The sequence below is a fragment of the Pseudomonas sp. S1_G07 genome (assembly GCF_054668565.1).
In genome coordinates this window covers 2145904-2170030 of sequence record NZ_CP162778.1, presented here as the reverse complement: position 1 = coordinate 2170030, position 24127 = coordinate 2145904, and the positions used below count along the sequence as shown (strand labels likewise).

Annotated in this window: 20 protein-coding genes; 11 read left to right on the top strand and 9 right to left on the bottom strand. The window is 59.8% G+C overall.

Features of this window, described 5'->3' with window-relative positions; translation table 11 throughout:
• Nucleotides 1-97: 97 nt before the first annotated feature.
• The 4 genes from AB4O05_RS09875 to AB4O05_RS09860 form a co-directional block, all read right to left on the bottom strand.
• Nucleotides 98-862: an amino acid ABC transporter ATP-binding protein gene (locus tag AB4O05_RS09875; protein WP_003171943.1), complete on the bottom strand. Its 765-nt coding sequence runs from the start codon at nucleotides 860-862 to the stop codon at nucleotides 98-100.
• A gap of 11 nt (nucleotides 863-873) precedes the next feature.
• Complete coding sequence (locus tag AB4O05_RS09870) at nucleotides 874-1971, bottom strand: amino acid ABC transporter permease (protein WP_460131322.1); 1098 nt, start codon at nucleotides 1969-1971, stop codon at nucleotides 874-876.
• A 10-nt stretch (nucleotides 1972-1981) separates the two neighbouring features.
• Complete coding sequence (locus tag AB4O05_RS09865) at nucleotides 1982-3163, bottom strand: amino acid ABC transporter permease (protein WP_460131323.1); 1182 nt, start codon at nucleotides 3161-3163, stop codon at nucleotides 1982-1984.
• A 72-nt stretch (nucleotides 3164-3235) separates the two neighbouring features.
• The gene (locus AB4O05_RS09860; protein ID WP_460131325.1) at nucleotides 3236-4267 is read right to left on the bottom strand and encodes an amino acid ABC transporter substrate-binding protein; all 1032 of its coding nucleotides are present in this window, start codon (nucleotides 4265-4267) and stop codon (nucleotides 3236-3238) included.
• A gap of 346 nt (nucleotides 4268-4613) precedes the next feature.
• Here AB4O05_RS09860 and AB4O05_RS09855 point away from each other — a divergent pair, with 346 nt between their 5' ends.
• Together AB4O05_RS09855 and rhlB are read left to right on the top strand one after the other, a co-directional pair.
• Entirely contained in the window at nucleotides 4614-5270 is a 657-nt protein-coding gene (locus tag AB4O05_RS09855) for an alpha/beta hydrolase (protein ID WP_460131327.1), read from the top strand.
• Nucleotides 5271-5365: 95 nt separating this feature from the next.
• Nucleotides 5366-6841: an ATP-dependent RNA helicase RhlB gene (gene rhlB / locus AB4O05_RS09850; protein WP_460137626.1), complete on the top strand. Its 1476-nt coding sequence runs from the start codon at nucleotides 5366-5368 to the stop codon at nucleotides 6839-6841.
• A 50-nt stretch (nucleotides 6842-6891) separates the two neighbouring features.
• On the opposite strand, the gene moaE is transcribed toward rhlB, so the two are convergent.
• The 5 genes from moaE to AB4O05_RS09825 all read right to left on the bottom strand — a co-directional run bounded on the left by moaE (nucleotide 6892) and on the right by AB4O05_RS09825 (nucleotide 11064).
• Nucleotides 6892-7341 carry a molybdopterin synthase catalytic subunit MoaE gene (gene moaE, locus AB4O05_RS09845; protein WP_460131328.1) on the bottom strand — a complete coding sequence of 150 codons (450 nt, stop codon included), beginning with the start codon at nucleotides 7339-7341 and terminating at the stop codon, nucleotides 6892-6894.
• A 2-nt stretch (nucleotides 7342-7343) separates the two neighbouring features.
• Nucleotides 7344-7586, bottom strand: coding sequence for a molybdopterin converting factor subunit 1 (moaD, locus tag AB4O05_RS09840; protein WP_460131330.1), 243 nt, complete (start codon nucleotides 7584-7586; stop codon nucleotides 7344-7346).
• Entirely contained in the window at nucleotides 7583-8056 is a 474-nt protein-coding gene (gene moaC / locus AB4O05_RS09835; protein ID WP_460131331.1) for a cyclic pyranopterin monophosphate synthase MoaC, read from the bottom strand. The genes moaD and moaC overlap by 4 nt, the downstream gene beginning before the upstream one ends.
• A 139-nt stretch (nucleotides 8057-8195) precedes the next feature.
• On the bottom strand, nucleotides 8196-9590 hold the full coding sequence (locus tag AB4O05_RS09830) for a PhoH family protein (protein WP_005785025.1): 1395 nt from the start codon (nucleotides 9588-9590) through the stop codon (nucleotides 8196-8198).
• A gap of 349 nt (nucleotides 9591-9939) precedes the next feature.
• Nucleotides 9940-11064, bottom strand: a complete 1125-nt coding sequence (locus tag AB4O05_RS09825; protein ID WP_460131333.1) for a polysaccharide deacetylase family protein — start codon at nucleotides 11062-11064, stop codon at nucleotides 9940-9942.
• A gap of 120 nt (nucleotides 11065-11184) precedes the next feature.
• On the opposite strand from AB4O05_RS09825, the gene yaaA reads away from it, so the two are divergent.
• From yaaA to AB4O05_RS09780, 9 genes are all read left to right on the top strand, one after another.
• On the top strand, nucleotides 11185-11964 hold the full coding sequence (gene yaaA / locus AB4O05_RS09820) for a peroxide stress protein YaaA (protein WP_460131334.1): 780 nt from the start codon (nucleotides 11185-11187) through the stop codon (nucleotides 11962-11964).
• 832 nt (nucleotides 11965-12796) lie between these two features.
• Nucleotides 12797-14113, top strand: coding sequence for a nucleotide sugar dehydrogenase (locus AB4O05_RS09815; RefSeq protein WP_460131335.1), 1317 nt, complete (start codon nucleotides 12797-12799; stop codon nucleotides 14111-14113).
• A 104-nt stretch (nucleotides 14114-14217) separates the two neighbouring features.
• Nucleotides 14218-15687: a mannuronan synthase gene (alg8, locus tag AB4O05_RS09810; protein WP_460131336.1), complete on the top strand. Its 1470-nt coding sequence runs from the start codon at nucleotides 14218-14220 to the stop codon at nucleotides 15685-15687.
• Between the two features lie 37 nt (nucleotides 15688-15724).
• Nucleotides 15725-16891, top strand: a complete 1167-nt coding sequence (locus AB4O05_RS09805; protein WP_460131338.1) for a PilZ domain-containing protein — start codon at nucleotides 15725-15727, stop codon at nucleotides 16889-16891.
• A gap of 2 nt (nucleotides 16892-16893) precedes the next feature.
• A complete protein-coding gene (algK, locus tag AB4O05_RS09800; RefSeq protein ID WP_460131340.1) occupies nucleotides 16894-18288 on the top strand; it encodes an alginate biosynthesis TPR repeat lipoprotein AlgK in 1395 nt (464 codons plus the stop codon).
• Entirely contained in the window at nucleotides 18285-19772 is a 1488-nt protein-coding gene (locus AB4O05_RS09795; RefSeq protein ID WP_460131341.1) for an alginate export family protein, read from the top strand. The genes algK and AB4O05_RS09795 overlap by 4 nt, the downstream gene beginning before the upstream one ends.
• Nucleotides 19772-21361, top strand: coding sequence for a mannuronan 5-epimerase AlgG (gene algG / locus AB4O05_RS09790; RefSeq protein WP_460131342.1), 1590 nt, complete (start codon nucleotides 19772-19774; stop codon nucleotides 21359-21361). The genes AB4O05_RS09795 and algG overlap by 1 nt, the downstream gene beginning before the upstream one ends.
• 11 nt (nucleotides 21362-21372) lie before the next feature.
• Complete coding sequence (locus tag AB4O05_RS09785) at nucleotides 21373-22821, top strand: alginate O-acetyltransferase (RefSeq protein ID WP_460137627.1); 1449 nt, start codon at nucleotides 21373-21375, stop codon at nucleotides 22819-22821.
• Between the two features lie 8 nt (nucleotides 22822-22829).
• Nucleotides 22830-23939: a mannuronate-specific alginate lyase gene (locus tag AB4O05_RS09780; RefSeq protein ID WP_460131343.1), complete on the top strand. Its 1110-nt coding sequence runs from the start codon at nucleotides 22830-22832 to the stop codon at nucleotides 23937-23939.
• Nucleotides 23940-24127 lie beyond the last annotated feature (188 nt).

Genomic DNA, 24127 nt, shown 5'->3' with positions numbered 1-24127 from the left:
ATTAGGAGTTTCGTGCAAAGACAAGGCAGCAGGGCTTCAGACAGGCAAAAATAAACCCGGCGCCAGGCCGGGTTTATGTTCAAGCGTCAACCATCGATCAATGCAAAATCTGGCTCAGGAACAACTTGGTCCGATCATTCTGCGGGTTGTCGAAGAAGTCATTCGGCGCTGCCTGCTCAACGATCTCGCCCTTGTCCATGAAGATCACGCGGTTGGCCACGGTGCGGGCAAAGCCCATTTCGTGGGTCACGCACAACATGGTCATGCCGTCTTCGGCCAGGCCGATCATGGTGTCCAATACTTCCTTCACCATTTCCGGGTCCAGCGCCGAGGTCGGCTCGTCAAACAGCATGATTTTCGGCTTCATGCACAACGCGCGAGCAATCGCCACACGCTGTTGCTGGCCGCCGGACAATTGCCCCGGAAACTTGTGCGCCTGCTCCGGGATGCGCACGCGCTCCAGATAGTGCATGGCGATTTCTTCGGCCTTGCGCTTGGGCATCTTGCGCACCCACATCGGCGCCAGCGTGCAGTTCTGCAGGATGGTCAGGTGCGGGAACAGGTTGAAGTGCTGGAACACCATGCCGACTTCGCGGCGGATCGCTTCGATCTGCTTGAGGTCGTTGGTCAGTTCCACGCCGTCGACCACGATGCGGCCCTGCTGGTGCTCTTCCAGACGGTTGAGGCAGCGGATGGTGGTGGACTTGCCCGAGCCCGACGGGCCGCACAGCACGATACGCTCGCCCTGCTTGACGTTGAGGTTGATGTCTTTCAACACGTGGAACTGGCCGTACCACTTGTTGACGCCCTGCATCTGGATAATGCCTTCAGGGCTCACAGGCTGTTTGATCGCTTCGCTCATAACAACAACTCCTAACGCTTGTGGCCTGTGTCGAGCTTGTGTTCCAAATGAATGGAATAGCGCGACATACCAAAACAGAAAATCCAGAACACCAGGGCGGCAAACACGTAGCCTTCAGTGGCCATGCCCAACCATTTCGGGTCGGCGGCGGCTTGCTTGACGCTGTTGAGCAAGTCGAACAGGCCGATGATGATCACAAGGCTGGTGTCCTTGAACAATGCGATAAACGTGTTGACGATGCCCGGGATCACCATTTTCAGGGCCTGCGGCAGAATCACCAGGCCCATGCTGCGCCAGTAACCCAGGCCCATCGCCGCAGCGGCTTCGTACTGCCCCTTGGGAATCGCCTGCAACCCGCCGCGCACCACCTCGGCCACGTAGGCCGACTGGAACAGGATCACGCCGATCAGCGCCCGCAGCAGCTTGTCGATGCCCATGCCCTCCGGCAGGAACAACGGCAACATCACCGAGGACATGAACAGCACCGTGATCAACGGCACGCCGCGCCAGAATTCGATGAAGGTCACGCAGACCACCCGAATCGCCGGCATGTTCGAGCGCCGGCCCAAGGCCAGCACAATGCCCAGCGGCAAGGCACCGGCGATGCCGACGGTGGCAATCACCAGGGTCAGCATCAAACCGCCCCATTGGCTGGTCGCCACATTCGTCAGGCCGAAGATCCCGCCATGCAACAGGAAGTAGGCAATGATCGGGTACAGCACCAGGAAGCCCAGGCCGTAGATCGCCTTGCGTGGGAAACGCGAGATGAACAACGGCGCCACGCCGACAATGGCCAGCCACACGGTGAGGTCTACACGCCAGCGCAGGTCGCCGGGGTAGTAGCCGTACATGAACTGCCCGAAGCGCTGTTGGATGAACACCCAGCAGGCGCCGCCCTTGGTGCAGTCGGCGCGAGTCGTCCCGACCCAGTTGGCGTCCAGGATCGCCCAGCTCAGGATCGGCGGCACCACCAGATAGATCAGGTAGAACGCCAGCAACGTCAACAGGGTATTGAACCAACTGGAAAACAGGTTGGCGCGCATCCATGCCATCGGCCCGAACACTTTGTTCGGCGGCGGCATATCAGGTTTGAAAGTATGCGAACTCATGTGCGTTTCCTCACCGCTCGATCAGCGCAATGCGCTTGTTGTACCAGTTCATCAGCAGGGAAATGCTGATGCTGATCGCCAGGTACACGCTCATGGTGATGGCAATGACTTCGATGGCCTGGCCGGTCTGGTTGAGGACCGTGCCGGCAAACAGCGAAACCATTTCCGGGTAACCGATACCGGCGGCCAGCGACGAGTTTTTCGCCAGGTTCAGGTACTGGCTGGTCAGCGGCGGGATGATCACCCGCAGGGCCTGCGGGATGATGACCTTGCGCAACGTTGGCCCAGGGCGCAGGCCCAGGGAACGCGCGGCTTCGGTCTGGCCATGGCTGACCGACTTGATGCCCGAACGCACGATCTCGGCGATAAACGCCGCCGTGTACACGGTCAGCGCCAGGGTCAGGGCCAGCAGTTCAGGGATCAGTACCCAGCCGCCGACAAAGTTGAAACCTTGCAGCTTGGGCATTTCCCAGTGCAGCGGCGCGCCGAAGATCAAGGCACACAACGCCGGGATCACGATGAACAGTGCCAGGCCCGCCCAGAACTTATGGAAGGGTACGCCGGTCGCTTCAAAACGTTTGTTGGCCCAACGCGCCATCAACACGATTGCCACGATGGCAACGACGATGCTGGCCACAAACGGCCAGAACCCGTCAGCGGCCAGCGCTGCCGGCATGTTCAGGCCACGGCTGCTGACAAAGAAGGTGTCGCCGAAGTTATGGCTATTGCGTGGTCCCGGCATGGTCAGGAACACCGCGAAATACCAGAACAGGATCTGCAGCAACGGCGGAATGTTGCGGAACACTTCCACATATACCGTCGCCAGCTTGTTGATCATCCAGTTCGGTGACAGGCGCGCCACGCCGATGATAAAGCCGAGCAGGGTCGCCAGGACCACACCGATCACAGTCACCAGCAAGGTATTAAGCAGACCGATCACGAAGACCCGGGCATAGCTGTCCGATTCGGTGTAGTCGATCAAATGCTGCGCGATGCCGAAGCCGGCACTGCGTTCAAGAAAGTCGAAACCCGAGGTAATGCCCCGGTGTTGAAGGTTGGTTTGGGTATTGTTGAAGAGGTACCAGCCCAGCGAGACCACCGCCACAATCGTGATGATCTGGAAGAGCCACGCACGCACTTTAGGATCGCTGAAGCTGAGCTTCTGCTTTGGTGCGCCGATTTGATTTTGCATGAAGTGCCCCGGAAAGAATGGAACAGAACATCACCCGGCGGTTGGCCCACCGGGTGACAGAACCATCAGCGATCAGCGCACAGGCGGTGCGTATTGAATGCCGCCGTTGTTCCACAGCGCGTTCAGGCCACGGTCGATTTCCAGCGGAGTGCTCTTGCCGAGGTTGCGCTCGAACACTTCGCCGTAGTTACCCACTTGCTTGACGATCTGTACGACCCAGTCTTTCTTCACTTTCAGGTCTTTGCCGTATTCGCCGTCAGCACCGAGCAGACGGGCAACGTCCGGGTTCTTGGTGGACTTGGCTTCAGCTTCAACGTTTTTCGAGGTGATACCCGCCTCTTCAGCGTTGAGCATTGCGTAGCCAACCCAGCGCACGATGGCCAGCCACTCGTCGTCGCCATTACGCACGACCGGGCCCAGCGGTTCCTTGGAAATGGTTTCCGGCAGAACCACGTAGTCCGTAGGCGTTGCCAGCTTGCTGCGCTGGGCAAACAGTTGGGATTTGTCGGAGGTCAACACGTCGCAACGACCGGATTCCAGCGACTTGGCGCTTTCATCGGACGTATCGAAAGTGATCGGGGTGTATTTCAGACCGTTGCCACGGAAGTAGTCGGAAACGTTCAGCTCAGTCGTGGTACCGGCCTGGATGCAGATGGTTGCACCGTCCAGTTCCTTGGCGCTCTTGACGCCCAGCTTTTTGTTTACCAGGAAGCCGATGCCGTCATAGTAGGTAATGAAACCTGGGAATTTCAGGCCCATGCCCGCGTCGCGGGAGCTGGTCATGGTGGTGTTACGGGAGAGGATGTCGACTTCACCGGATTGAAGCGCGGTGAAACGCTCCTTGGCGTTCAACTGGCTGAACTTGACCTTGGTCGCATCGCCGAAAACAGCTGCGGCCACGGCACGGCAAACGTCAGCGTCGATCCCGAGGATCTTGCCGGTAGCATCCGGTACCGAGAAACCCGGCAAGCCGTCACTCACGCCACATTGCACAAAGCCTTTCTTCTGCACGGCGTCCAGGGTGGCGCCGGCTTGGGCAAAACCACTGACACCCAATACAGCGGCCGCGGAAACGATGGCCAGGGTGGATTTCAATACCTTCATTCAAACCTCCAGTTGCTCTTGTTGTGTCGGAGCTCGAACCTCAGCGCACCCTTATGAGGCGATATCGACCCGTGTTGGCTTTTTTTAGGGTCAAGCGGCATGAGGCTGTCGCGGTAATTCCAGCGGCTATCCCACAAGCGGCAGTCACTGATAGTGTTACCGTCTTGAGGATAGTTCTGACATCGACCTACACGTAGCAAGGCCCGTACCAGAGTGGCGGCTGAGTCGATTCAGCCTGTGGTCAATAGAAAAAGAGTCAACCTTGCGACATTCTCTTAACAGATCAACCTGTCGCGCACCGTTACATCGCACTCAATCGGAGCGCGCGCACACTTATGGAGCAAACATGACCGACCCCTTGATTCTTCAGCCCGCCAAGTCCGCGGACGCCTGCGTAATCTGGTTGCATGGCCTGGGTGCCGATCGTTACGACTTCCTGCCGGTGGCCGAAGCACTGCAGAAAACGCTACTGAGCACGCGCTTCGTTTTACCCCAGGCACCCACCCGCCCGGTGACCATCAATGGCGGCTACGAGATGCCCAGCTGGTACGACATCAAGGCGATGAGCCCGGCCCGCTCCATCAGCCTGGAAGAGCTGGAAGAGTCGGCAAAAATGCTCACTGGCCTGATCAAGGAGCAGAAAAGCAGCGGAATAGACGCCTCAAGAATTTTCCTCGCGGGTTTTTCCCAAGGCGGCGCGGTGGTTTTCCACACGGCATTCAAGAAATGGCAAGGTGCCTTGGGTGGCGTTATTGCCCTCTCTACCTACGCGCCCACCTTTGACGATGCGCTGGAATTATCCGCCAGCCAACAGCGCATTCCCGCCCTGTGCCTGCACGGCCAGTACGACGAGGTGGTGCAGAACGCCATGGGGCGCAGTGCTTATGAGCACTTGAAACACCGTGGTGTCACCGTGACATGGCAGGAATACCCAATGGGCCACGAAGTGTTACCCCAAGAGATACACGATATCGGCACCTGGTTGAGCGAACGCCTGCGCTGAAACCCGCGTTTATGTAGCCGTATGACAGACGCACTACGCCGCGCCCGATTCTTGCATTACACTGGCCGGCGTACATTCCTTAACCAATTAATGAGATCACCGTGCTCAAAGCACTCAAGAAGATGTTCGGCAAAAGCGAGGCTGAGCCGCTCGCGCCTGTTCCCAGTGCTCCTGTGTCGACAACCGGCAGCCGCAATGACGGTCAACAGCCCGGCCGCACCGCACCTGTCGCCCAGCCGAAGAAGCCGACGGTGACACCGCCTGAACAGGCACCGGCTGCCGTGGTCGAGGCCGCACCCGCCCCTCAGCCCAAAGCGCCTCGCCGCGAACGCGCGCCCAAACCCGTGGTGATTCCCTGGAAACTCGAAGACTTCGTCGTCGAACCCCAGGAAGGCAAGACCCGTTTCCATGACTTCAAACTGGCCCCGGAACTGATGCACGCCATCCAGGACCTGGGCTTCCCTTACTGCACGCCGATCCAGGCGCAGGTGCTGGGCTTTACCCTGGCGGGCAAGGATGCCATCGGCCGCGCCCAGACCGGCACCGGCAAGACCGCCGCGTTCCTGATCTCGATCATCACCCAGTTGCTGCAAACGCCGCCGCCCAAAGAACGCTATATGGGTGAACCGCGCGCGCTGATCATTGCCCCCACCCGGGAACTGGTGGTGCAGATCGCCAAGGACGCCGCCGACCTGACCAAGTACACCGGCCTCAACGTCATGACGTTCGTCGGCGGCATGGACTTCGACAAGCAACTCAAGCACCTCGAAGCCCGTCACTGCGACATCCTGGTGGCCACCCCGGGCCGCCTGCTGGACTTCAACCAGCGCGGCGACGTGCACCTGGACATGGTCGAAGTGATGGTGCTGGACGAAGCCGACCGCATGCTCGACATGGGCTTTATCCCGCAGGTGCGCCAGATCATTCGCCAGACCCCGCCAAAGGCCGAGCGTCAGACCCTGCTGTTCTCCGCGACCTTCACCGAAGACGTGATGAACCTGGCCAAACAGTGGACCACCGACCCGTCCATCGTCGAGATCGAGGCGTTGAACGTCGCCAGCGAAAACGTCGAACAGCACATCTATGCCGTCGCTGGCGCTGACAAGTACAAGCTGCTCTACAACCTGGTCAATGACAACGGCTGGGAACGCGTAATGGTGTTCGCCAACCGCAAGGACGAAGTGCGCCGCATCGAAGAGCGCCTGGTGCGCGATGGCGTCAACGCCGCGCAACTCTCGGGCGACGTGCCGCAGCACAAACGCATCAAGACCCTGGAAGGCTTTCGCGAAGGCAAGATTCGCGTGCTGGTGGCCACCGACGTGGCCGGGCGCGGGATTCACATCGACGGCATCAGCCACGTGATCAACTTCACCCTGCCGGAAGTGCCGGATGACTACGTGCACCGTATTGGCCGTACCGGTCGCGCGGGAGCTGCGGGAGTGTCGATCAGCTTTGCCGGGGAGGATGACTCGTATCAGTTGCCGTCGATCGAGACCTTGCTGGGGCGCAAGATCAGCTGCGAGACACCGCCGACGCACTTGCTGCGGGCTGTAGAACGCAAACGCCCATAAGCTGAATGCGATAAAAATTTGGGAGGGGGCTTGCTTCTGTGTTCGGCTGGTTATTTCCAGCGATCCGCTGCAGCGTGGTCGCTGTCCCGCCCTTCCACCCAGCGCGCGCCCTCACTGGTGTTTTCCTTCTTCCAGAACGGCGCACGGGTCTTCAAGTAGTCCATCACAAACGCACAAGCATCGAATGCCGCCTGGCGATGGGCGCTGGCAGCCGCGACAAACACGATGGGCTCACCTGGCTCCAGGGCACCGACGCGGTGCAGCACCTCCAGCTTGAGTAATGGCCAGCGCTGTTCGGCTTCCACCGTGATCTTGGCCAGAGCTTTTTCGGTCATGCCCGGATAGTGTTCGAGGAACATCCCGGACACATCGCGGCCGTCGTTGAAATCGCGCACATAGCCGACAAAACTCACCACCGCGCCCACGCCCACATTCGCGGCGTGCATGGCGTTGACTTGCGCGCCGGGGTCAAAGGCCTCGACCTGTACACGAATCGCCATGTTCAGCCTCCGGTCACGGGCGGGAAGAACGCGACTTCATCACCGGCCTGCACCGGCTCATTGAGATCGCATAGCTCCTCGTTGCGCGCACACATCAGGCTCGCCTCGTTGAGTACGGCAAACTCGGGGTCGCTGGCCAACGCCAGGCGCACGGCATCCACGGTGGCAAACTCGCCTTCCATCTCCAACGAGTCGAAGCCCACCGCTTCGGCGTAACGCGCAAAAAACAATACGTGGATGCTCATGCCTGGTCCGCCTTGAAATGCCCGCTCTTACCGCCGAGCTTTTCCAGCAGGCGAATGGTTTCGATGGTCATGCCGCGATCCACCGCCTTGCACATGTCGTAGATCGTCAACGCCGCGACACTGGCGGCGGTCAACGCTTCCATCTCCACGCCAGTCTGCCCGGACAGCTTGCAGCGCGCCACGATATGCACCGCATTCTCACCCTCGGCGCTGAGCTCGACCTTGACCCCCGTCAACATCAGCGGATGGCACAGGGGAATCAGATCACTGGTTTTTTTCGCAGCCTGGATCCCGGCAATGCGGGCCACGGCAAACACGTCGCCCTTGGGATGGGCGCCGTCGACAATCATTTGCAGGGTTTCGGGCAACATGCGCACCCGCGCTTCGGCCACCGCCTCACGGAACGTCGCGGACTTGTCGGTGACGTCGACCATATGGGCGCGACCTTGGGAATCGAGATGAGTCAGCACAGCGATACTCCTGATCAGGAGCAGCGATTGTAAACCCTGTAGGAGTGAGCTTGCTCACGAAAAACTCAAGACCACCGCGTGCATGCTGATTGAACGCGGCGTTCTCAGGTTCTTCGCGAGCAAGCTCGCTCCTACACGTTTACAGGTGAGATTCGGCGTACTCGGCCAGAATCGAACGAGGCACGCCCTGCAGCGCGATATGCACGCCGTTCGGGAAGTCCTTGAAGCGTTCCGTCAGGTAAGTCAGCCCGGAGCTGGTCGCGGACAGGTAAGGGGTATCGATCTGCGCCAGGTTGCCCAGGCACACCACTTTGGAACCGGCGCCGGCACGGGTGATGATGGTTTTCATCTGGTGCGGGGTGAGGTTCTGGCATTCATCGATCAGAATCAGACTCTGCTGGAAGCTGCGACCTCGGATGTAGTTGAGGGATTTGAACTGCAACGGCACTTTGCTGAGGATGTAGTCGACGCTGCCATGGGTGTTTTCGTCATCCATGTGCAAGGCTTCGAGGTTGTCGGTGATCGCCCCCAGCCACGGCTCCATTTTTTCCGCTTCGGTGCCGGGCAAAAAGCCGATTTCCTGGTCCAGGCCCTGCACGCTGCGGGTGGCGATGATACGGCGATAGCGCTTGGTCACCATGGTCTGCTCGATGGCAGCGGCCAGGGCGAGGATGGTTTTCCCCGAGCCTGCGGCGCCGGTCAGGTTGACCAGGTGGATGTCCGGGTCGAGCAGCGCATACAACGCCAGGCTCTGGTAGATGTCACGCGGTTTCAGGCCCCAGGCTTCCTGGTGCAACAGGGGTTCCTGATGCAGGTCGAGGATCAGCAGCTTGTCGACCTGGATCTCCTTGATCCAGCCCACGAAGCCCTGTTCGTCGACGATGAACTCATTGATATGCACGGCCGGCAGGTTATCGATCAGTTGCACCTGGTGCCAGGTGCGGCCGTGATCCTGACGGGTTTCGACCTTGCTTACGCGGTCCCAGAACGAGCCGGTCATCATGTGATAACCACGGGACAGCATCGACACGTCGTCGACCAGTTGGTCGGTGCTGTAGTCCTCGGCCGCGATCCCACATGCTCGGGCCTTGAGGCGCATATTGATGTCTTTGGTCACCAGCACCACGCGCAGATCCTTGTCGCGAGCATGCAGGTCGATCAATTGGTTGATGATTTTGTTGTCGTTCAGGTTTTCCGGCAGCAGGCTGTTGGGCTCGCTGCGCTTGCTCATCAGAATCGACAGCAAGCCCTTGGGCCCGCTCTTGCCACGCTGGATCGGCACGCCGACTTCAACGTCCTCGGGCGAGGCTTCGCCCAGGGTCTTGTCGATCAGGCGGATGGCCTGGCGGCATTCGGCGGCGACGCTGTGGTGCCCGCTTTTGAGTTTGTCGAGCTCCTCAAGCACGATCATCGGGATGGCGACGTGGTGTTCTTCGAAATTGAGCAGTGCGTTTGGATCGTGGATCAATACGTTGGTATCAAGCACATAAAGGATTGGCTGGTCGGAAGAAGGGTTACGTCCATGATCATCCATACTCGGTCACCTTTGTGGGAGCCATTCGACGCAATACCACGACAGTGCTGCGCCTCGATTCGACCACCGACTGCACCTTAAGTGACGTCAAGCGCAGTGCCCACATGAGGAGTCTTGGAAGACGCCACCTGTGTTGCAGGTTTCGGCGGTCTGACTTCGTAATACCGCAAAACCCATGACAGGAAAAAGCACTTTGACGCTTTTTTGAAGTTTATTTTTCAGGATGACGAATAGCACTAGCCGAGTGCCACCTGCACCGTTAAAGTCGGAAGTCCGCCTGCATCGAAATGTCGCACAAAATTGCCCCATAATTGTCCTGAACCCAACAGGGCCGGGCATTTCATCGTTTTTAACGAAAAGCTTCCCGGCAGTCCTGCCACCCCAGGCCACTCTGCGCCGTTGCCTGTAACAACAGCGGCAACGCGACCCGCGCCTTGTCCTGGGTGTCGTGAAACACAATCACCCCTTTGCGCCACAACAACATCAGTGTGAGCACCCGCTGCGCCGACTCATCGGCCTTGAGCTTGCCCGGCTCGTCCTGGGAATCGATGTCCCACAACGCCACCTGCAACCCCTGAGACTGGAAGAACCCCTGGCTGTCCGCACGACGCTGGCCATAGGGCGGGCGGAACAGCGGTACGTAGTTCTCGGGCATCAGGTTCTGCACCAGCGCGGCGCTGCGAGTGATGGAGCTTTGCCAGTCCACCCAATGGCTGTGGGAGCGATACTGCCAGCCCTGGGTGCCGACACACTGGCCTTGGTACAACGCTTCCACCTCGGCGGCGGAACTGCGTTCCACACGGGTTTGCAGGCCGCTGCCAAGCACAAAGAAGGTCGCGTTCATCTTCTGCTTGCGCAGGTAGTCGGCGAGCCAGTCGGTATTTCCGCTCACCGGTGCCGGGCCGCCATCGAAGGTGAGCAGGAATAGACGATCGTTGAATTCATCGCCATTGCGCTCATGGTCGCCAAACCGCGCGACTTCACTGCTGATCTGTGGGAACAGCGCGGCCTTGCGCAACAGCTCGTCCAGATAACGCTCATGGAATGCATGGCTGGGGGCGGCCCAGCCTATATAGAAGGAGTCTGCGCCGACCTCGAACTTGCCGGCCTGCTCGCGCAGGTCGTCCATGTTTTCCACCAGGTAGCAGAACGAAGCATCCTCCTCGCAGCTTTGCTGAGCGAACGTATAGTTCTCCAGCAGGCGTTGCCAGAGCTGGCGGCGCAGGTCGTCGATAGCCGCCAGGTTGATGATCTTCAAGCCCAGGCGCTGCTTGAGCGCGGCTTCGTCCAGGGCCTCGCTGGCGATGAGGCTGCGCGCGAACATCAGGATTTCCGCGCGCGAGGCCACATCGAACAGCGCCGGGCTGCTGAGTTTCTCGGGCCAGGTGCCGCGGTCGAGGCTGGCCACATCCACCGGCGCCGCGTGGGCGCCCAGGCATAACAGGCAAGCCGAGAATAAAAGCGCTATTCGCACACAGGGTCTCCCTCTCCAGAGTCGTCGGCCACTATAGCGGATCGCGCCTATCGCCATCATAGGTGGAGTCAAAACGCCTCAGCCCCTAGAATCGCGCCCACGATTACAGGAGACGACTTCATGCTGATGGTGATTTCCCCCGCCAAGACCCTCGACTTCGAGTCAAAGCCGGTCACTGCGCGCTTCACCCAACCGCAATACCTGGACCACTCCCAGGCGCTGATCGAGCAGCTGCGCGAACTGAGCCCGGCGCAAATCAGCGAGCTGATGCACGTATCCGACAAGATCGGCGGCCTCAACGCCGCACGTTTCGGCAGTTGGACCCCGGCCTTCACGCCAGAAAATGCCAAGCAGGCCCTGCTCGCCTTCAAGGGCGATGTGTACACCGGGCTCAACGCCGAGACCTTCAGCGACGCCGACTTCAGCTACGCCCAGGACCACCTGCGCATGCTCTCGGGCCTCTATGGCCTGCTGCGCCCCCTGGACCTGATGATGCCGTATCGCCTGGAGATGGGCACCAAGCTGGCCAACGCCCGTGGCAAGGACCTGTACGCCTTCTGGGGCACGCGCATCAGCGAGTGGCTCAACGAAGCGCTGGCCGAACAAGGCGATGACCTGCTGCTCAACCTCGCCTCCAACGAGTACTTCTCGGCAGTCAAGCGCACGGCCCTGAACGCGCGGATCATCAATACCGAGTTCAAGGACCTGAAAAACGGCCAGTACAAGATCATCAGTTTCTACGCGAAAAAGGCCCGCGGCATGATGAGCCGTTTCGTGATCGAAGAACGCATCAACGATCCTGCCCGGCTCAAACAGTTCGACGTGCAGGGTTATCGCTTCAATGCGGAGCAGTCCAAGCCGGACAACCTGGTGTTTTTGCGCGATCACGCACCGGAATAAGGCTCCCGAGAGCACTGATGCTCAAATGTGGGGGCTGGCTTGCCAGCTCCCACATTTTTATCTGCATTCCAACCCGCGGAACGTCATTTTTATGACGCCAAAAAAACCTCAACCCAAATCTTTAACAATTCTTCACTCGACATTCATCATTTTTTTTCGTAGTGGCACCTTTTTTTTAAAACACTAGTGGCACAAAACTATCTCTGCGCCGCAACTCCCCATAACTACTGCCCCAAATAGCAAGTGCTATCAATATAGTACTAGTGCCATCTTTGCTCATATTTCAAGAAATTTCAGGAAACAGGATGAGCGGCCCGGAACTTCATCCTAAAGCACCGCTCATACCACCGGTAACGAAATTCCCTGATTCTGTAGGAGATGACTTACATGAGCGACCAACGGAAGTAGCGAAGTTTTCACATTGAACTTTGACTCAGTGGTCATATAACACATCGATTAGTTGAGAGCGGCGATAAGGATCCATTGCCACAAACTATAAGGCCAAGGCCGTGCTAACCCCAATGGGTCAGTGAGACAACCCAAGGCATTGATATAAAAAGGCTTTAAGCCTGTATCGAGGCCCTGCGGCACTGACGCCAGGTCCTTCTCCCTGGAAGGCTGGCTGCATTTGAGGGCAGGCCCCAACAACAAGGCCAAGTTTCGCACAACTTGAGTGCAATAATTAGTCACTCGTTATTCAACATGCCTGCACGCGGTAAGTCGGCGTCTATTCGCCCAACTTTCGCGGCACTTGTGACGTTTGCAAACATGAACTCCGGCCATTTACTGGCATGATTTTAATACCGTCTTCAATGACAAAGAGGTAATTGCGATGCGCATCAGCATATTTGGTTTGGGTTACGTTGGCGCAGTGTGTGCCGGTTGCCTGTCTGCCCGTGGCCACGAAGTGGTCGGCGTAGACATCTCCAAGGAAAAGATCGACCTGATCAACGCAGGCAAATCGCCAATCGTTGAACCGGGTCTGGGCGAACTGTTGAGCCAAGGCATCGCAACCGGTCGACTGCGCGGCACGACCAACTTTGCCGAAGCCATCCGTGATACCGACCTGTCGATGATCTGCGTTGGCACGCCAAGCAAGAAAAACGGCGACCTGGAACTCAACTACATCGAAGCGGTATGCCGCGAGATCGGTTTTGTCCTGCGTGACAAGACCACCCGCCACACCATCGTGGTGCGCAGCACCGTATTGCCGGGCACCGTGGCCAATGTGGTGATCCCGATCCTCGAAGACTGCTCCGGCAAGAAAGCCGGCGTCGACTTCGGTGTCGCCGTCAACCCGGAATTCCTGCGCGAATCCACCGCCATTGCCGACTACGACCTGCCACCGATGACCGTCATCGGCGAGTTCGACAAAGCCTCCGGCGATGTTCTGCAGTCGCTGTACGAAGAACTCGACGCGCCGATCATCCGCAAGGACATCGCCGTTGCCGAGATGATCAAGTACACCTGCAACGTGTGGCACGCCACCAAGGTGACCTTCGCCAACGAGATCGGCAACATCGCCAAGGCCGTCGGTGTCGACGGTCGCGAAGTGATGGAAGTGGTCTGCCAGGACAAGACCCTCAACCTGTCCCAGTACTACATGCGCCCAGGCTTCGCGTTCGGCGGCTCGTGCCTGCCAAAGGACGTGCGTGCCCTGACCTACCGCGCCAGCTCCCTGGACGTGGAAGCACCGCTGCTCAACTCGCTGATGCGCAGCAACGAGTCCCAGGTACAGAACGCCTTCGACATCGTCTCCAGCCACGACAAACGCAAAGTTGCCCTGCTGGGCCTGAGCTTCAAGGCCGGTACCGATGACCTGCGCGAAAGCCCGCTGGTCGAGCTGGCGGAAATGCTGATCGGCAAGGGCTACGACCTGAGCATCTACGACAGCAACGTCGAATACGCCCGTGTACACGGTGCGAACAAGGACTACATCGAAGGCAAGATCCCGCACGTGTCGTCCCTGCTCAACTCGGACTTCGACGACGTGATCAACAACTCCGACGTGATCATCCTGGGCAACCGTGACGAGAAATTCCGCGCCCTGGCGCAGAACGCTCCGCACGGCAAGCAAGTGATCGACCTGGTGGGCTTCATGTCCAAGGCCACCTGCACGACGGGTCGTACCGAAGGCATTTGTTGGTAAGGAGCAGCGGTACGTTTTAAGCGGCAAGCGGCAAGTTGGAAGCGCTCGCTTTTCAGCTTGTAGCTTGCCGCTTGTGGCCCTACTCCCCCGTGACGGACACCAATATGCAAAGGCTAAACCAAGCGACTGGCTGGCTACTATTTCTGGGGCTCTTAGCGCTTCTAGCTCTGGCTCTGCCAGCCAGCACCTTCGACTCCGAGTCGAAGAATTTTATTTTCCTGATTGGCGCCGTCGGTATCTGGCGCTACTCGATGGGTGCTACGCATTTCTTTCGCGGCATGCTGTTCTTGTACGTGGTCTACCCCCACCTGCGGCGCAAAGTGCGCAAGCTGGGCAAGGCCGCCGACCCGTCCCACGTGTTCCTGATGGTCACCAGTTTCCGCATCGATGCGCTGACCACCGCGCAGGTCTACAGCTCGGTGATCCGCGAAGCCATCGAGTGCGGTTTCCCCACCACCGTGGTCTGCTCGCTGGTGGAAATGTCCGATGAGCTGCTGGTGAAGAGCCTGTGGGAACGCATGAACCCGCCGGACCACGTGAAGCTCGACTTCGTGCGCATCGCCGGTACCGGCAAGCGCGACGGCCTGGCCTTCGGTTTCCGCGCCATTTCCCGCCACCTGCCGGATGACCGCGCCGTGGTTGCCGTGATCGACGGCGACACCGTGCTCGCCGAAGGCGTAGTGCGCAAGACCGTGCCGTGGTTCCAGCTGTTCGGCAATGTCGGCGGCCTGACCACCAACGAATTCTGCGAAGTGCGCGGCGGCTACATCATGAGCGAGTGGCACAAGCTGCGCTTCGCCCAACGCCACATCAACATGTGCTCCATGGCCCTGTCCAAGCGCGTGCTGACCATGACCGGTCGCATGTCGGTGTTCCGCGCCAGCGTAGTGACCGACCCCGGCTTTATCGCCGACGTGGAAAGTGACTCGTTGCAACACTGGCGCCTGGGCCGCTTCAAGTTCCTCACCGGCGATGACAAGTCCAGCTGGTTCAGCCTGATGCGCCTGGGCTACGACACCTTCTACGTGCCGGACGCCGCGATCAACACCGTGGAACACCCGCCGGAAAAGAGCTTTATCAAGGCCAGCCGCAAGCTGATGTTCCGCTGGTACGGCAACAACCTGCGCCAGAACTCCCGAGCCCTGGGCCTGGGTGTGCGTCGGTTGGGCCTGTTCACCAGCATCGTGTTGTTCGACCAGCGTGTGTCGATGTGGACCTCCCTGCTCGGCCTGACCGTGGCGATCATCGCCACCGTCAAGTACGGCGGCGCGTTCATCCTCGCCTACCTGCTGTGGATCGGCATCACCCGCCTGATCCTGACCCTGCTGCTGTCGTGCTCCGGCCACAAGATCGGCCCGGCTTACCCGGTGATTCTCTATTACAACCAGATCATGGGCGCGTTGGTGAAGATCTACGTGTTCTTCCGCCTTGATCAACAGTCCTGGACCCGCCAGGACACCAAACTGACCCGCGATTTGGCCAGCTTTCAACGTTGGTTCAACACCTGGTCGTCTCGGACCATGACCTTCTCCGCCGGCAGCATCTTCGTTGCCGTGTTGCTGATGATGGTCTGACCCTGCCAAGCCTGAATTAACTAGGAACTAAAATATTATGAACAGCCGAGTAAACGCCAACGTTGTCCACGAATCCGAAGCCCAGCGCCAACACGCCCGGGTCAAAATCCCGGCCAAGCTGCGTTTCTTCAACACCGACCGTACCCAGACCGAAGCACGGGTGATCGACCTGTCCGCCGGTGGCCTGGCGTTCACCGCCACCCAACCGCTGGTGGTGGGCGAAGTGCACAAAGGCCGCCTGCAATTTGTCATCGATAACCTCGGCCTGGCCATGGACGTGGAGCTGCAGATCCGCTCCTACGACCGCCAGACCGGCCGCACCGGTTGCCAGTTCCAGAACCTCGACGCCCAGGATATTTCCACCCTGCGCCACCTGATCACCTCACACTTGTCCGGTGACATCGTGACCATGGGCGACGTACTGGCCACCCTGCAACGTGACAACTTCACCAAGGCACGCAAGGTCAAGGACGGCGGCAGCAACATGAGCGCCTTCGGCCGCCTGCGCGCCGTGACGTTCAGCCTGGCGATCTTTCTGGTCGGCCTGGCGGCGTTCGGTTTTGTCTTCAAGTCGGTATACGGCATGTACTTCGTCAGCCACGCCCAGGCCGGCCTGGTGAGCGTGCCTGGCATGAACGTGACCATGCCGCGCGACGGCACCGTGCAAAGCCTGCTCAAAGGTGACTTGGTTGCAGCCAAAGGCGCGCCACTGGCGACCTTCAGCACCAGCATGCTGGATGTGCTCAAGGGCCATCTGGATGAAGACCAACTGCAACCGGCCAAGGTCGAAGAGCTGTTCGGCAAACAAATGACTGGCACCCTGACCTCCCCTTGCGACTGCGTAGTCGCCCGGCAACTGGTCGCCGACGGCCAGTACGCCAGCAAAGGTGACGTGATCTTCCAACTGGTACCACGCGGCAGCCTGGCCAATGTGGAAGCACGCTTCTCCTATCGCCAGTTCGGCGACGTGCGCCCCGGTACTCCAGTGAGCTTCCAGGTCGCCGACGAAGAACAAGTACGTACCGGCACCATCGTCAGCAGCACCAGCCTGAACAGCGCCGACCTGTCCTCCGACATCCGCGTGCAGATCAAGCCAGACGCCCCGCTGGACAGCACCTATGCCGGCCGCCCGGTGGAAGTGACCAGCGACCGTGGCCCATCGCTGAACTGGCTGATCGATAAAGCCATGGCTGCGGGTCTTTAATCATGAGCGCCCTTCGAACCCTGCCGGTGCCCCTGGTGCTGGCCATCGCCCTCGCCGGTTGCGCCGGTCTGCCCGACCAACGCCTGGCCAATGAAGCGCTCAAGCGTGGCGATACCGTCACCGCGCAGCAGAATTACCAGCAACTGGCAGAGCTGGGTTACAGCGAGGCCCAGGTTGGCCTGGCCGATATCCAGGTAGGCACCCGCGATCCGGCGCAAATCAAACAGGCCGAAGCCACTTACCGTGCAGCGGCCGATACCTCGCCGCGCGCCCAGGCTCGCCTGGGTCGCCTGCTGGTGGCCAAGCCGGGCTCCACCGAAGCCGAGCAGCATGAAGCCGAAGGCCTGTTGAAAAAAGCCTTTGCCAATGGCGAAGGCAATACCCTGATCCCGCTGGCGATGCTGTACCTGCAATACCCACACAGTTTCCCCAACGTGAATGCCCAGCAGCAGATCAGCCAATGGCAGGCGGCGGGTTACCCGGAAGCCGGTCTGGCCCAGGTGCTGCTGTATCGCACCCAGGGCACCTACGACCAGCACCTGGATGACGTGGAGCGCATCTGCAAAGCCGCGCTGAATACCACCGATATCTGCTACGTCGAGCTGGCCACGGTCTATCAGAAAAAACAGCAGCCAGAAAAACAGGCCGAACTGCTCAAACAGATGGAGGCCGACTACAGCCGTGGCACCGTTACCGCGCAACGTGTCGACAGCGTCGCCCGCGTACTCGGCGATGCCACCCTCGGCACGCCGGACGAAAAAACCGCCCAGGCCCTGCTGGAAAAAATCGCCCCCGGCTACCCGGCGTCCTGGGTCAGCCTGGCGCAACTGCTCTACGACTTCCCCGAACTGGGTGACGTCGACCAGATGATGAAGTACCTGGACAACGGCCGCGCCGCCGACCAGCCGCGCGCCGAACTGCTCCTGGGCAAGCTCTACTACGAAGGCAAGTGGGTACCGGCGGACGCCAAGGCCGCCGAAGCACACTTTCAAAAAGCCGTGGGCCGCGAAGTGGCCGCCGATTACTACCTCGGCCAGATATATCGCCGTGGTTATCTGGGCCAGGTCTACTCACAAAAGGCCCTGGACCACCTGCTGACCGCTGCGCGCAACGGCCAGAACAGCGCGGACTTTGCCATCGCCCAGTTGTTTTCCCAAGGCAAGGGCACCAAGCCCGACCCATTGAACGCCTATGTCTTCAGCCAATTGGCTAAAGCCCAGGACACGCCAGAGGCCAATGACCTGGCCGCGCAGCTCGAAGCCCCGCTCACGCCAGAACAACGTGCACAGGGCCAACGCCTGGTGCAGCAAGAACTGGCCGCGCGCGGCACCCTGGCCCAGAGCACGTTGCAACTGCACGCCCTGGATGAAGAAGACGACGGCGAGGAATCCCTATGAAGCTCAATCCATTCGTCAAGGCCGGTATCGGCCTGACCTTCGCCCTGCTGTGGTCGTGCCCGACCCTGGCCGCGCTCACCGAAGCCAAGAACTTCGGCCTTGAAGTGAAAGTCACCGGCCAGTCCGAAGACGACCGTGACCTGGGTACGCAAAAAGGCGGTGACGTCAACGGTGTCGGTATTGACCTGCGCCCGTGGATCTACGGTGAAAGCGGCAACTGGAGCGCCTACGCCATGGGTCAGGCGGTTGCGTCGAGCGACATCATCGAGACCGATACCCTGCAACAGTCGGCCGATGACGAAAACCAGCAGACCACCAACAGCGACCGCAAGACCAAGAAAAACTACTTGGCCATGCGCGAGTTCTGGGTGGGTTACAGCGGTTTTACGCCCTACCCCGGCGAAATCCTCAAGCTCGGCCGCCAACGCCTGCGCAATGACGACGGCCAATGGCGCGACACCAATATCGAAGCGTTGAACTGGACCTTCGACACCACCCTGCTCAAGGCCAATGTCGGCGTCGCCGAACGTTTCAGCGAATACCGCACCGACCTCAAGGAACTGTCGCCCAAGGACAAGGACCGTCAGCACCTCTACGCCGACGCCGCCTACCAGTGGACGCCGGGGCAGTGGATCGGCCTGCGCGGTCACCACACCCATGACAACGGCAAGCTCGACTACCCGGAACCGGGCGTAGCCACCGACTCGCTGGACAAACGCGAAAACGGCGACCTGACCTGGCTCGGCATCGAAGCCAACAGCGACGCCTATAACTGGCGCAACACCAACACCGTCAACTATTGGGCGAGCATCACCGGGGTGAAGGGCGACCGCGACACGGTCAACGCCTTGAACGCCGACGGCACCCGCCCGACCACGGCCAAGCGCAGCGACGATGTGAGTGGCTGGGCCACCGACCTGGGTATCCGCCTGCGTCTTGACCCGCAGTGGCAAGTGGGTGCGGCCTATTCCCGCGCCAGTGCCGAGTACGAGCAGAACGGCCTGCAAAGCAACCGTTCGAACTGGACCGGCACCCAGTCCCGCGTGCATCGCTTCGGCGAAGCGTTTCGCGGCGAGATGAACAACATGCAGTCCATGAGCCTGTTCGGTTCCTGGCAGCTGCGCGAGGACTATGACGCCAGCCTGGTGTACCACAAATTCTGGCGCGTCGACGGCAACAAGCCGGTGGGCAGCAATGGCATCGATGCGGTGCAGAACAACACCGACGACGTGACCGGCGCGATCCTGTCCAGCACCTCTCTGCCGCTCGAAGACGGCAAGAAGGACCTGGGCCAGGAGATGGACCTGGTGGTCACCAAGTACTTCAAGAAAGGCCTGTTGCCGGCGGCGTTGAGCCAGTCGGTGGACGAACCGTCGGCCCTGGTGCGTTTGCGTGCAGGCGTGTTCAAACCGGGTGATGCCTATGGCAGCCAGGTCGACTCGTACATGCACCGCGCGTTTGTCGACGTGATCTGGAAATTCTGATGGGAGCCTGCGCAATGATTGCTCATCCCTTCACGGGCAGACGCTTGCTGGTAGCCGCGATGCTGATGGCGAACGCCACCGCCTTCGCCGATACCGCGCAGCCGGTCAAGGCGCCGACGATCGCCAAAGAACTGCAACAGGCCAAGACCTACACCATTTCCAGCCCGCCGACCGCGCCACTGGAAATGGCCAAGCCGGCCCTGCCGGACCTGTCCGGCTACACCGCCGCGGCAATGGAAAAGAAAATTGTCAGAACCAAGCCCGGCAAAATCAGCATCCGTCGCATGATGCAGGAAGACGCCCTCAAGGACTTTATCGGCGGCGATAACAAGATGGCCGAATGGGTGGTGCGCCAGCACGGCATTCCCCAGGCCATCTTCGTCGACGACGGCTACATGAACCTCAAGGACCTGCTGGGCAAAGTGCCCAAGCAGTACTTCAGCGAAACCTCGCCGGGTGTGTTCCTGGCCAAATTGCCGATCGTGGTCGGGCGCAAGGGCATCCTCGACATCGATAAAAAGACCCAGGAGCTGCGCCTGTCCCAGCAAGCCGGTTCGTTTCTGATCAACGACGGCCAACTGTTTGTGCATGACACCAAGATCACCGGCTGGGATGAAAAGGCCAATGGCCCGGCACTGTTCAAGTCGCCCAAGGAATTCCGCCCGTTCCTGCTGGCCTGGGGCGGTACCGAGACCTACATTTCCAAGACCAAGATGGCCAGCTTCGGCTACGCCAACAGTAAGTCGTACGGGGTGAGTATTTCCCAGTACACGCCGAACATGGCCAAGGTGCTCAAGCGCTCTGAGCCGACCGGATGGATCATCGACTCCGAGTTCTCGGACATGTGGTACGGCTTCTACTGCTACGAGACCGAAGGCTTCGTGATCAAGGGCAACACCTACAAAGACAACATCGTCTACGGCATTGACCCCCACGACCGTTCCCACGGCCTGATCATCGCGGACAACACGGTCTACGGCACCCAGAAGAAGCACGGCATCATCATTTCCCGTGAGGTCAACGACAGCTTCATCTTCAACAACCGCAGCTACGACAACAAGCTCTCGGGCCTGGTGATCGACCGTAACAGCGTGAACAACCTGATCGTCGACAACGAGATCTACCGCAACCACACCGACGGCATCACCCTCTATGAGAGTGGCGACAACCTGCTGTGGGGCAACAAGGTGATCAGCAACCGTCGTCACGGCATCCGCGTGCGTAACAGCGTGAACATCAAGCTGTACGAAAACACCGCGATGGCCAACGGCCTGACCGGCGTGTACGGCCACATCAAGGATCTGACCGACACCGACCGCGACATCGCCCTCGACCCGTTCGATGCCAAGGTCTCGCTGATCGTGGTCGGCGGTGAGCTGGCGGGTAACGGCAGCGGGCCGCTGTCGATCGACTCGCCGTTGAGTATCGAGCTGTACCGCGTATCGATGCTGGCGCCAACCAAATCCAGCGGCATCAGCTTCTCCGGCGTACTGGGCGAGCGTCAGGAAGAAATTCTCGACCTGCTGGTGCGCCAGCGCAAAGCCGTGCTGATCGACCCTGTCGAACGCCAGACCGAAATGCAGGACTGAGGATGACCCTTATGCACCCACACATGATCAAACTGCTGAGCCTCTCGGGTCTGACCCTCGGCCTGCTTGCGGCCAGCCAGGGCGTGCGCGCCGACGAAGTGAAGGCTCCGACCTTCACCGCCGAACCGTGCTGCAGCCTGTGCCCGGCCGCCCATGACGCGAAGAACTACACCACGCGCTACCAGCAGAACTTCACCACCCTGGTACAAGCCCAGGGCGACTGGCTGTTCCGGACCCAGGAAGATTTGCGCACCGAATTCGACACCAGCCCCGCCGGCTACAAACGCCTGCAACAGCTGCACGATGCGTTCAAGAGCAAGGGCGTGGAACTGGTGCTGGTTTACCAGCCGACCCGTGGCCTGGTGAACCGCAACAAGCTCAACCCTGCGGAAAAAGCCGCGTTCGATTTCGACAAGGCCCTGGGCAACTACCAGACCATGCTCGGCCGTTTCGCCAAGATGGGCTACGTGGTGCCGGACCTGTCGCCGTTGACCAACGAGCAACTGCCGGACGAATTGCCGGCCCACGACTTCTACTTCCGCGGCGACCAGCACTGGACCCCGTACGGCGCCCAGCGCACCGCGAAAATCGTCGCGGCCAAGGTCAAACAACTGCCTGAATTCGCCGATATTCCCAAGCGCGAATTCGAAACCAAGCGCTCCGGGCGCATGGGCAAGACCGGCACCCTGCACAACATGGCCGGGCAACTGTGCGGCACCAGCTACGCGATCCAGTACATGGACCAGTTCACCACCGAGCCCAAGGGCGAAGCGGGCGACGGCGACCTGTTCAGCGATTCGGGCAACCCGCAGATCACCCTGGTGGGCACCAGCCACAGTGGCAAGAACTACAACTTCGCCGGCTTCCTGCAAGAGGAAATCGGTGCCGACATCCTCAACGTCGCCTTCCCCGGCGGTGGCCTGGAAGGCTCGATGCTGCAATACCTGGGCAGCGACGAATTCCAGAAAACCCCGCCAAAGATCCTGATCTGGGAATTCTCGCCGCTGTACCGCCTGGACCAGGAAACCATCTATCGCCAGATGATGTCGCTGCTGGACAACGGCTGCGAAGGCAAGACCGCGCAGATGTCCGCCAGCGCCACGCTCAAACCCGGCAAGAACGAATTGCTGGTCAACAGTTCGAACAAAGACCTGCGTAATGCCAATCACCAGGTTGATATCCGCTTCGCCGACCCGTCGGTGAAAACCTTGCAAGCCACCCTCTGGTACATGAACGGGCGCCACGAGGACATCAAGATCGAGAAACCCGAAACATCCGATACAGACGGGCGTTTCGCCTTTGAACTGCGCACTGATGAAGACTGGGCCTCGCAGAACCTGCTGGCCGTGGAAGTGCAGGGCCCCGAAGCGGGCGCTGCTGCGCAGAAAGTCGAAGCGAAAATTTGCACACGCAACGTATTCCCGGCGGGGGGTCAACAGACCGCCTCTGCCGGGCAATGAGGTTACCTATGCAGAAGTTATTGATCCCAACGCTGCTGGGCCTGGCAATGTTTGCCGGCTCGGTCAACGCCGCCGCGCCCTTGCGTCCGCCCCAGGGCTATTTCGCACCGATCGAAGCGTTCAAGACCGGCGACTTCAAGGAAAACTGCGACACCATGCCGACGCCCTATACCGGGCCTCTGCAGTTTCGCAGCAAGTACGAAGGCTCCGACAAGGCCCGTTCGACGCTGAATATGCAGTCGGAAAAGGCCTTTCGCGACAGCACCGCCGACATCACCAAGCTGGAAAAAGACACCAGCAAACGCGTGATGCAGTTCATGCGCGACGGCCGCCCCGAGCAGCTCGAATGCACACTGAACTGGCTGGTGTCGTGGGCCAAGGCCGATGCATTGATGTCCAAGGACTTCAACCACACCGGCAAGTCCATGCGCAAATGGGCGCTGGGCAGCATGGCCTCGGCCTATGTACGCCTGAAGTTCTCCGATTCGCACCCGTTGGCCAACCACCAGCAGGAATCCCAACTGATCGAAGCCTGGTTCAACAAACTGGCCGATCAGGTGGTGAGCGACTGGGACAACCTGCCCCTGGAAAAAACCAACAACCATTCCTACTGGGCCGCCTGGTCGGTCATGGCCACGTCCATCGCCACCAACCGTCGCGACCTGTTTGATTGGGCCGTCAAGGAATACAAGGTCGGCGTCAACCAGGTCGATGACCAGGGCTTTTTGCCCAATGAGTTGAAGCGTCAGCAACGCGCCTTGTCGTACCACAACTACGCCCTGCCGCCGCTGTCGATGATCGCCAGTTTTGCCCTGGTCAACGGTGTTGACCTGCGCCAGGAAAACAACAGCGCGCTCAAGCGCCTGGGCGACAAAGTGCTGGCCGGGGTCAAGGACCCGGAAATCTTCGAGCAGAAGAACGGCAAGGAACAGGACATGAAAGACCTCAAGGAGGACATGAAATACGCCTGGCTTGAGCCGTTCTGCACCCTCTACACCTGCGCTCCGGATGTAATCGAACGCAAGCACGGGATGCAACCGTTCAAGACCTTCCGCCTGGGAGGAGACCTGACCAAGGTCTACGACCCAGCGCATGAAAAAGGCAACAAAGGCAGCTAGTCGCTGATCGTTCCCACGCTCTGCGTGGGAATGCAGCACGGGACGCTCTGCGTCCCAAAGCGTGACGCAGCGCGTCACAAGAGGCATTCCCACGCAGAGCGTGGGAACGATCAAAGCTTCCCCCGACACCGTGGGGGGGTTTGGGGGGGCCATTGGCCCTTGACTGTTGGTTTAAACATGGAGAGATC

Excerpts from the sequence above, each read along its gene's own strand:
- AB4O05_RS09875 (WP_003171943.1), bottom strand. The coding sequence starts at position 862 with ATGAGCGAAGCGATCAAACAGCCTGTGAGCCCTGAAGGCATTATCCAG.
- AB4O05_RS09870 (WP_460131322.1), bottom strand. The coding sequence starts at position 1,971 with ATGAGTTCGCATACTTTCAAACCTGATATGCCGCCGCCGAACAAAGTG.
- AB4O05_RS09865 (WP_460131323.1), bottom strand. The coding sequence starts at position 3,163 with ATGCAAAATCAAATCGGCGCACCAAAGCAGAAGCTCAGCTTCAGCGAT.
- AB4O05_RS09860 (WP_460131325.1), bottom strand. The coding sequence starts at position 4,267 with ATGAAGGTATTGAAATCCACCCTGGCCATCGTTTCCGCGGCCGCTGTA.
- AB4O05_RS09855 (WP_460131327.1), top strand. The coding sequence starts at position 4,614 with ATGACCGACCCCTTGATTCTTCAGCCCGCCAAGTCCGCGGACGCCTGC.
- moaE (WP_460131328.1), bottom strand. The coding sequence starts at position 7,341 with ATGGCGATTCGTGTACAGGTCGAGGCCTTTGACCCCGGCGCGCAAGTC.
- moaD (WP_460131330.1), bottom strand. The coding sequence starts at position 7,586 with ATGAGCATCCACGTATTGTTTTTTGCGCGTTACGCCGAAGCGGTGGGC.
- AB4O05_RS09830 (WP_005785025.1), bottom strand. The coding sequence starts at position 9,590 with ATGGATGATCATGGACGTAACCCTTCTTCCGACCAGCCAATCCTTTAT.
- yaaA (WP_460131334.1), top strand. The coding sequence starts at position 11,185 with ATGCTGATGGTGATTTCCCCCGCCAAGACCCTCGACTTCGAGTCAAAG.
- AB4O05_RS09815 (WP_460131335.1), top strand. The coding sequence starts at position 12,797 with ATGCGCATCAGCATATTTGGTTTGGGTTACGTTGGCGCAGTGTGTGCC.
- alg8 (WP_460131336.1), top strand. The coding sequence starts at position 14,218 with ATGCAAAGGCTAAACCAAGCGACTGGCTGGCTACTATTTCTGGGGCTC.
- AB4O05_RS09805 (WP_460131338.1), top strand. The coding sequence starts at position 15,725 with ATGAACAGCCGAGTAAACGCCAACGTTGTCCACGAATCCGAAGCCCAG.
- algK (WP_460131340.1), top strand. The coding sequence starts at position 16,894 with ATGAGCGCCCTTCGAACCCTGCCGGTGCCCCTGGTGCTGGCCATCGCC.
- AB4O05_RS09795 (WP_460131341.1), top strand. The coding sequence starts at position 18,285 with ATGAAGCTCAATCCATTCGTCAAGGCCGGTATCGGCCTGACCTTCGCC.
- algG (WP_460131342.1), top strand. The coding sequence starts at position 19,772 with ATGGGAGCCTGCGCAATGATTGCTCATCCCTTCACGGGCAGACGCTTG.
- AB4O05_RS09785 (WP_460137627.1), top strand. The coding sequence starts at position 21,373 with ATGCACCCACACATGATCAAACTGCTGAGCCTCTCGGGTCTGACCCTC.
- AB4O05_RS09780 (WP_460131343.1), top strand. The coding sequence starts at position 22,830 with ATGCAGAAGTTATTGATCCCAACGCTGCTGGGCCTGGCAATGTTTGCC.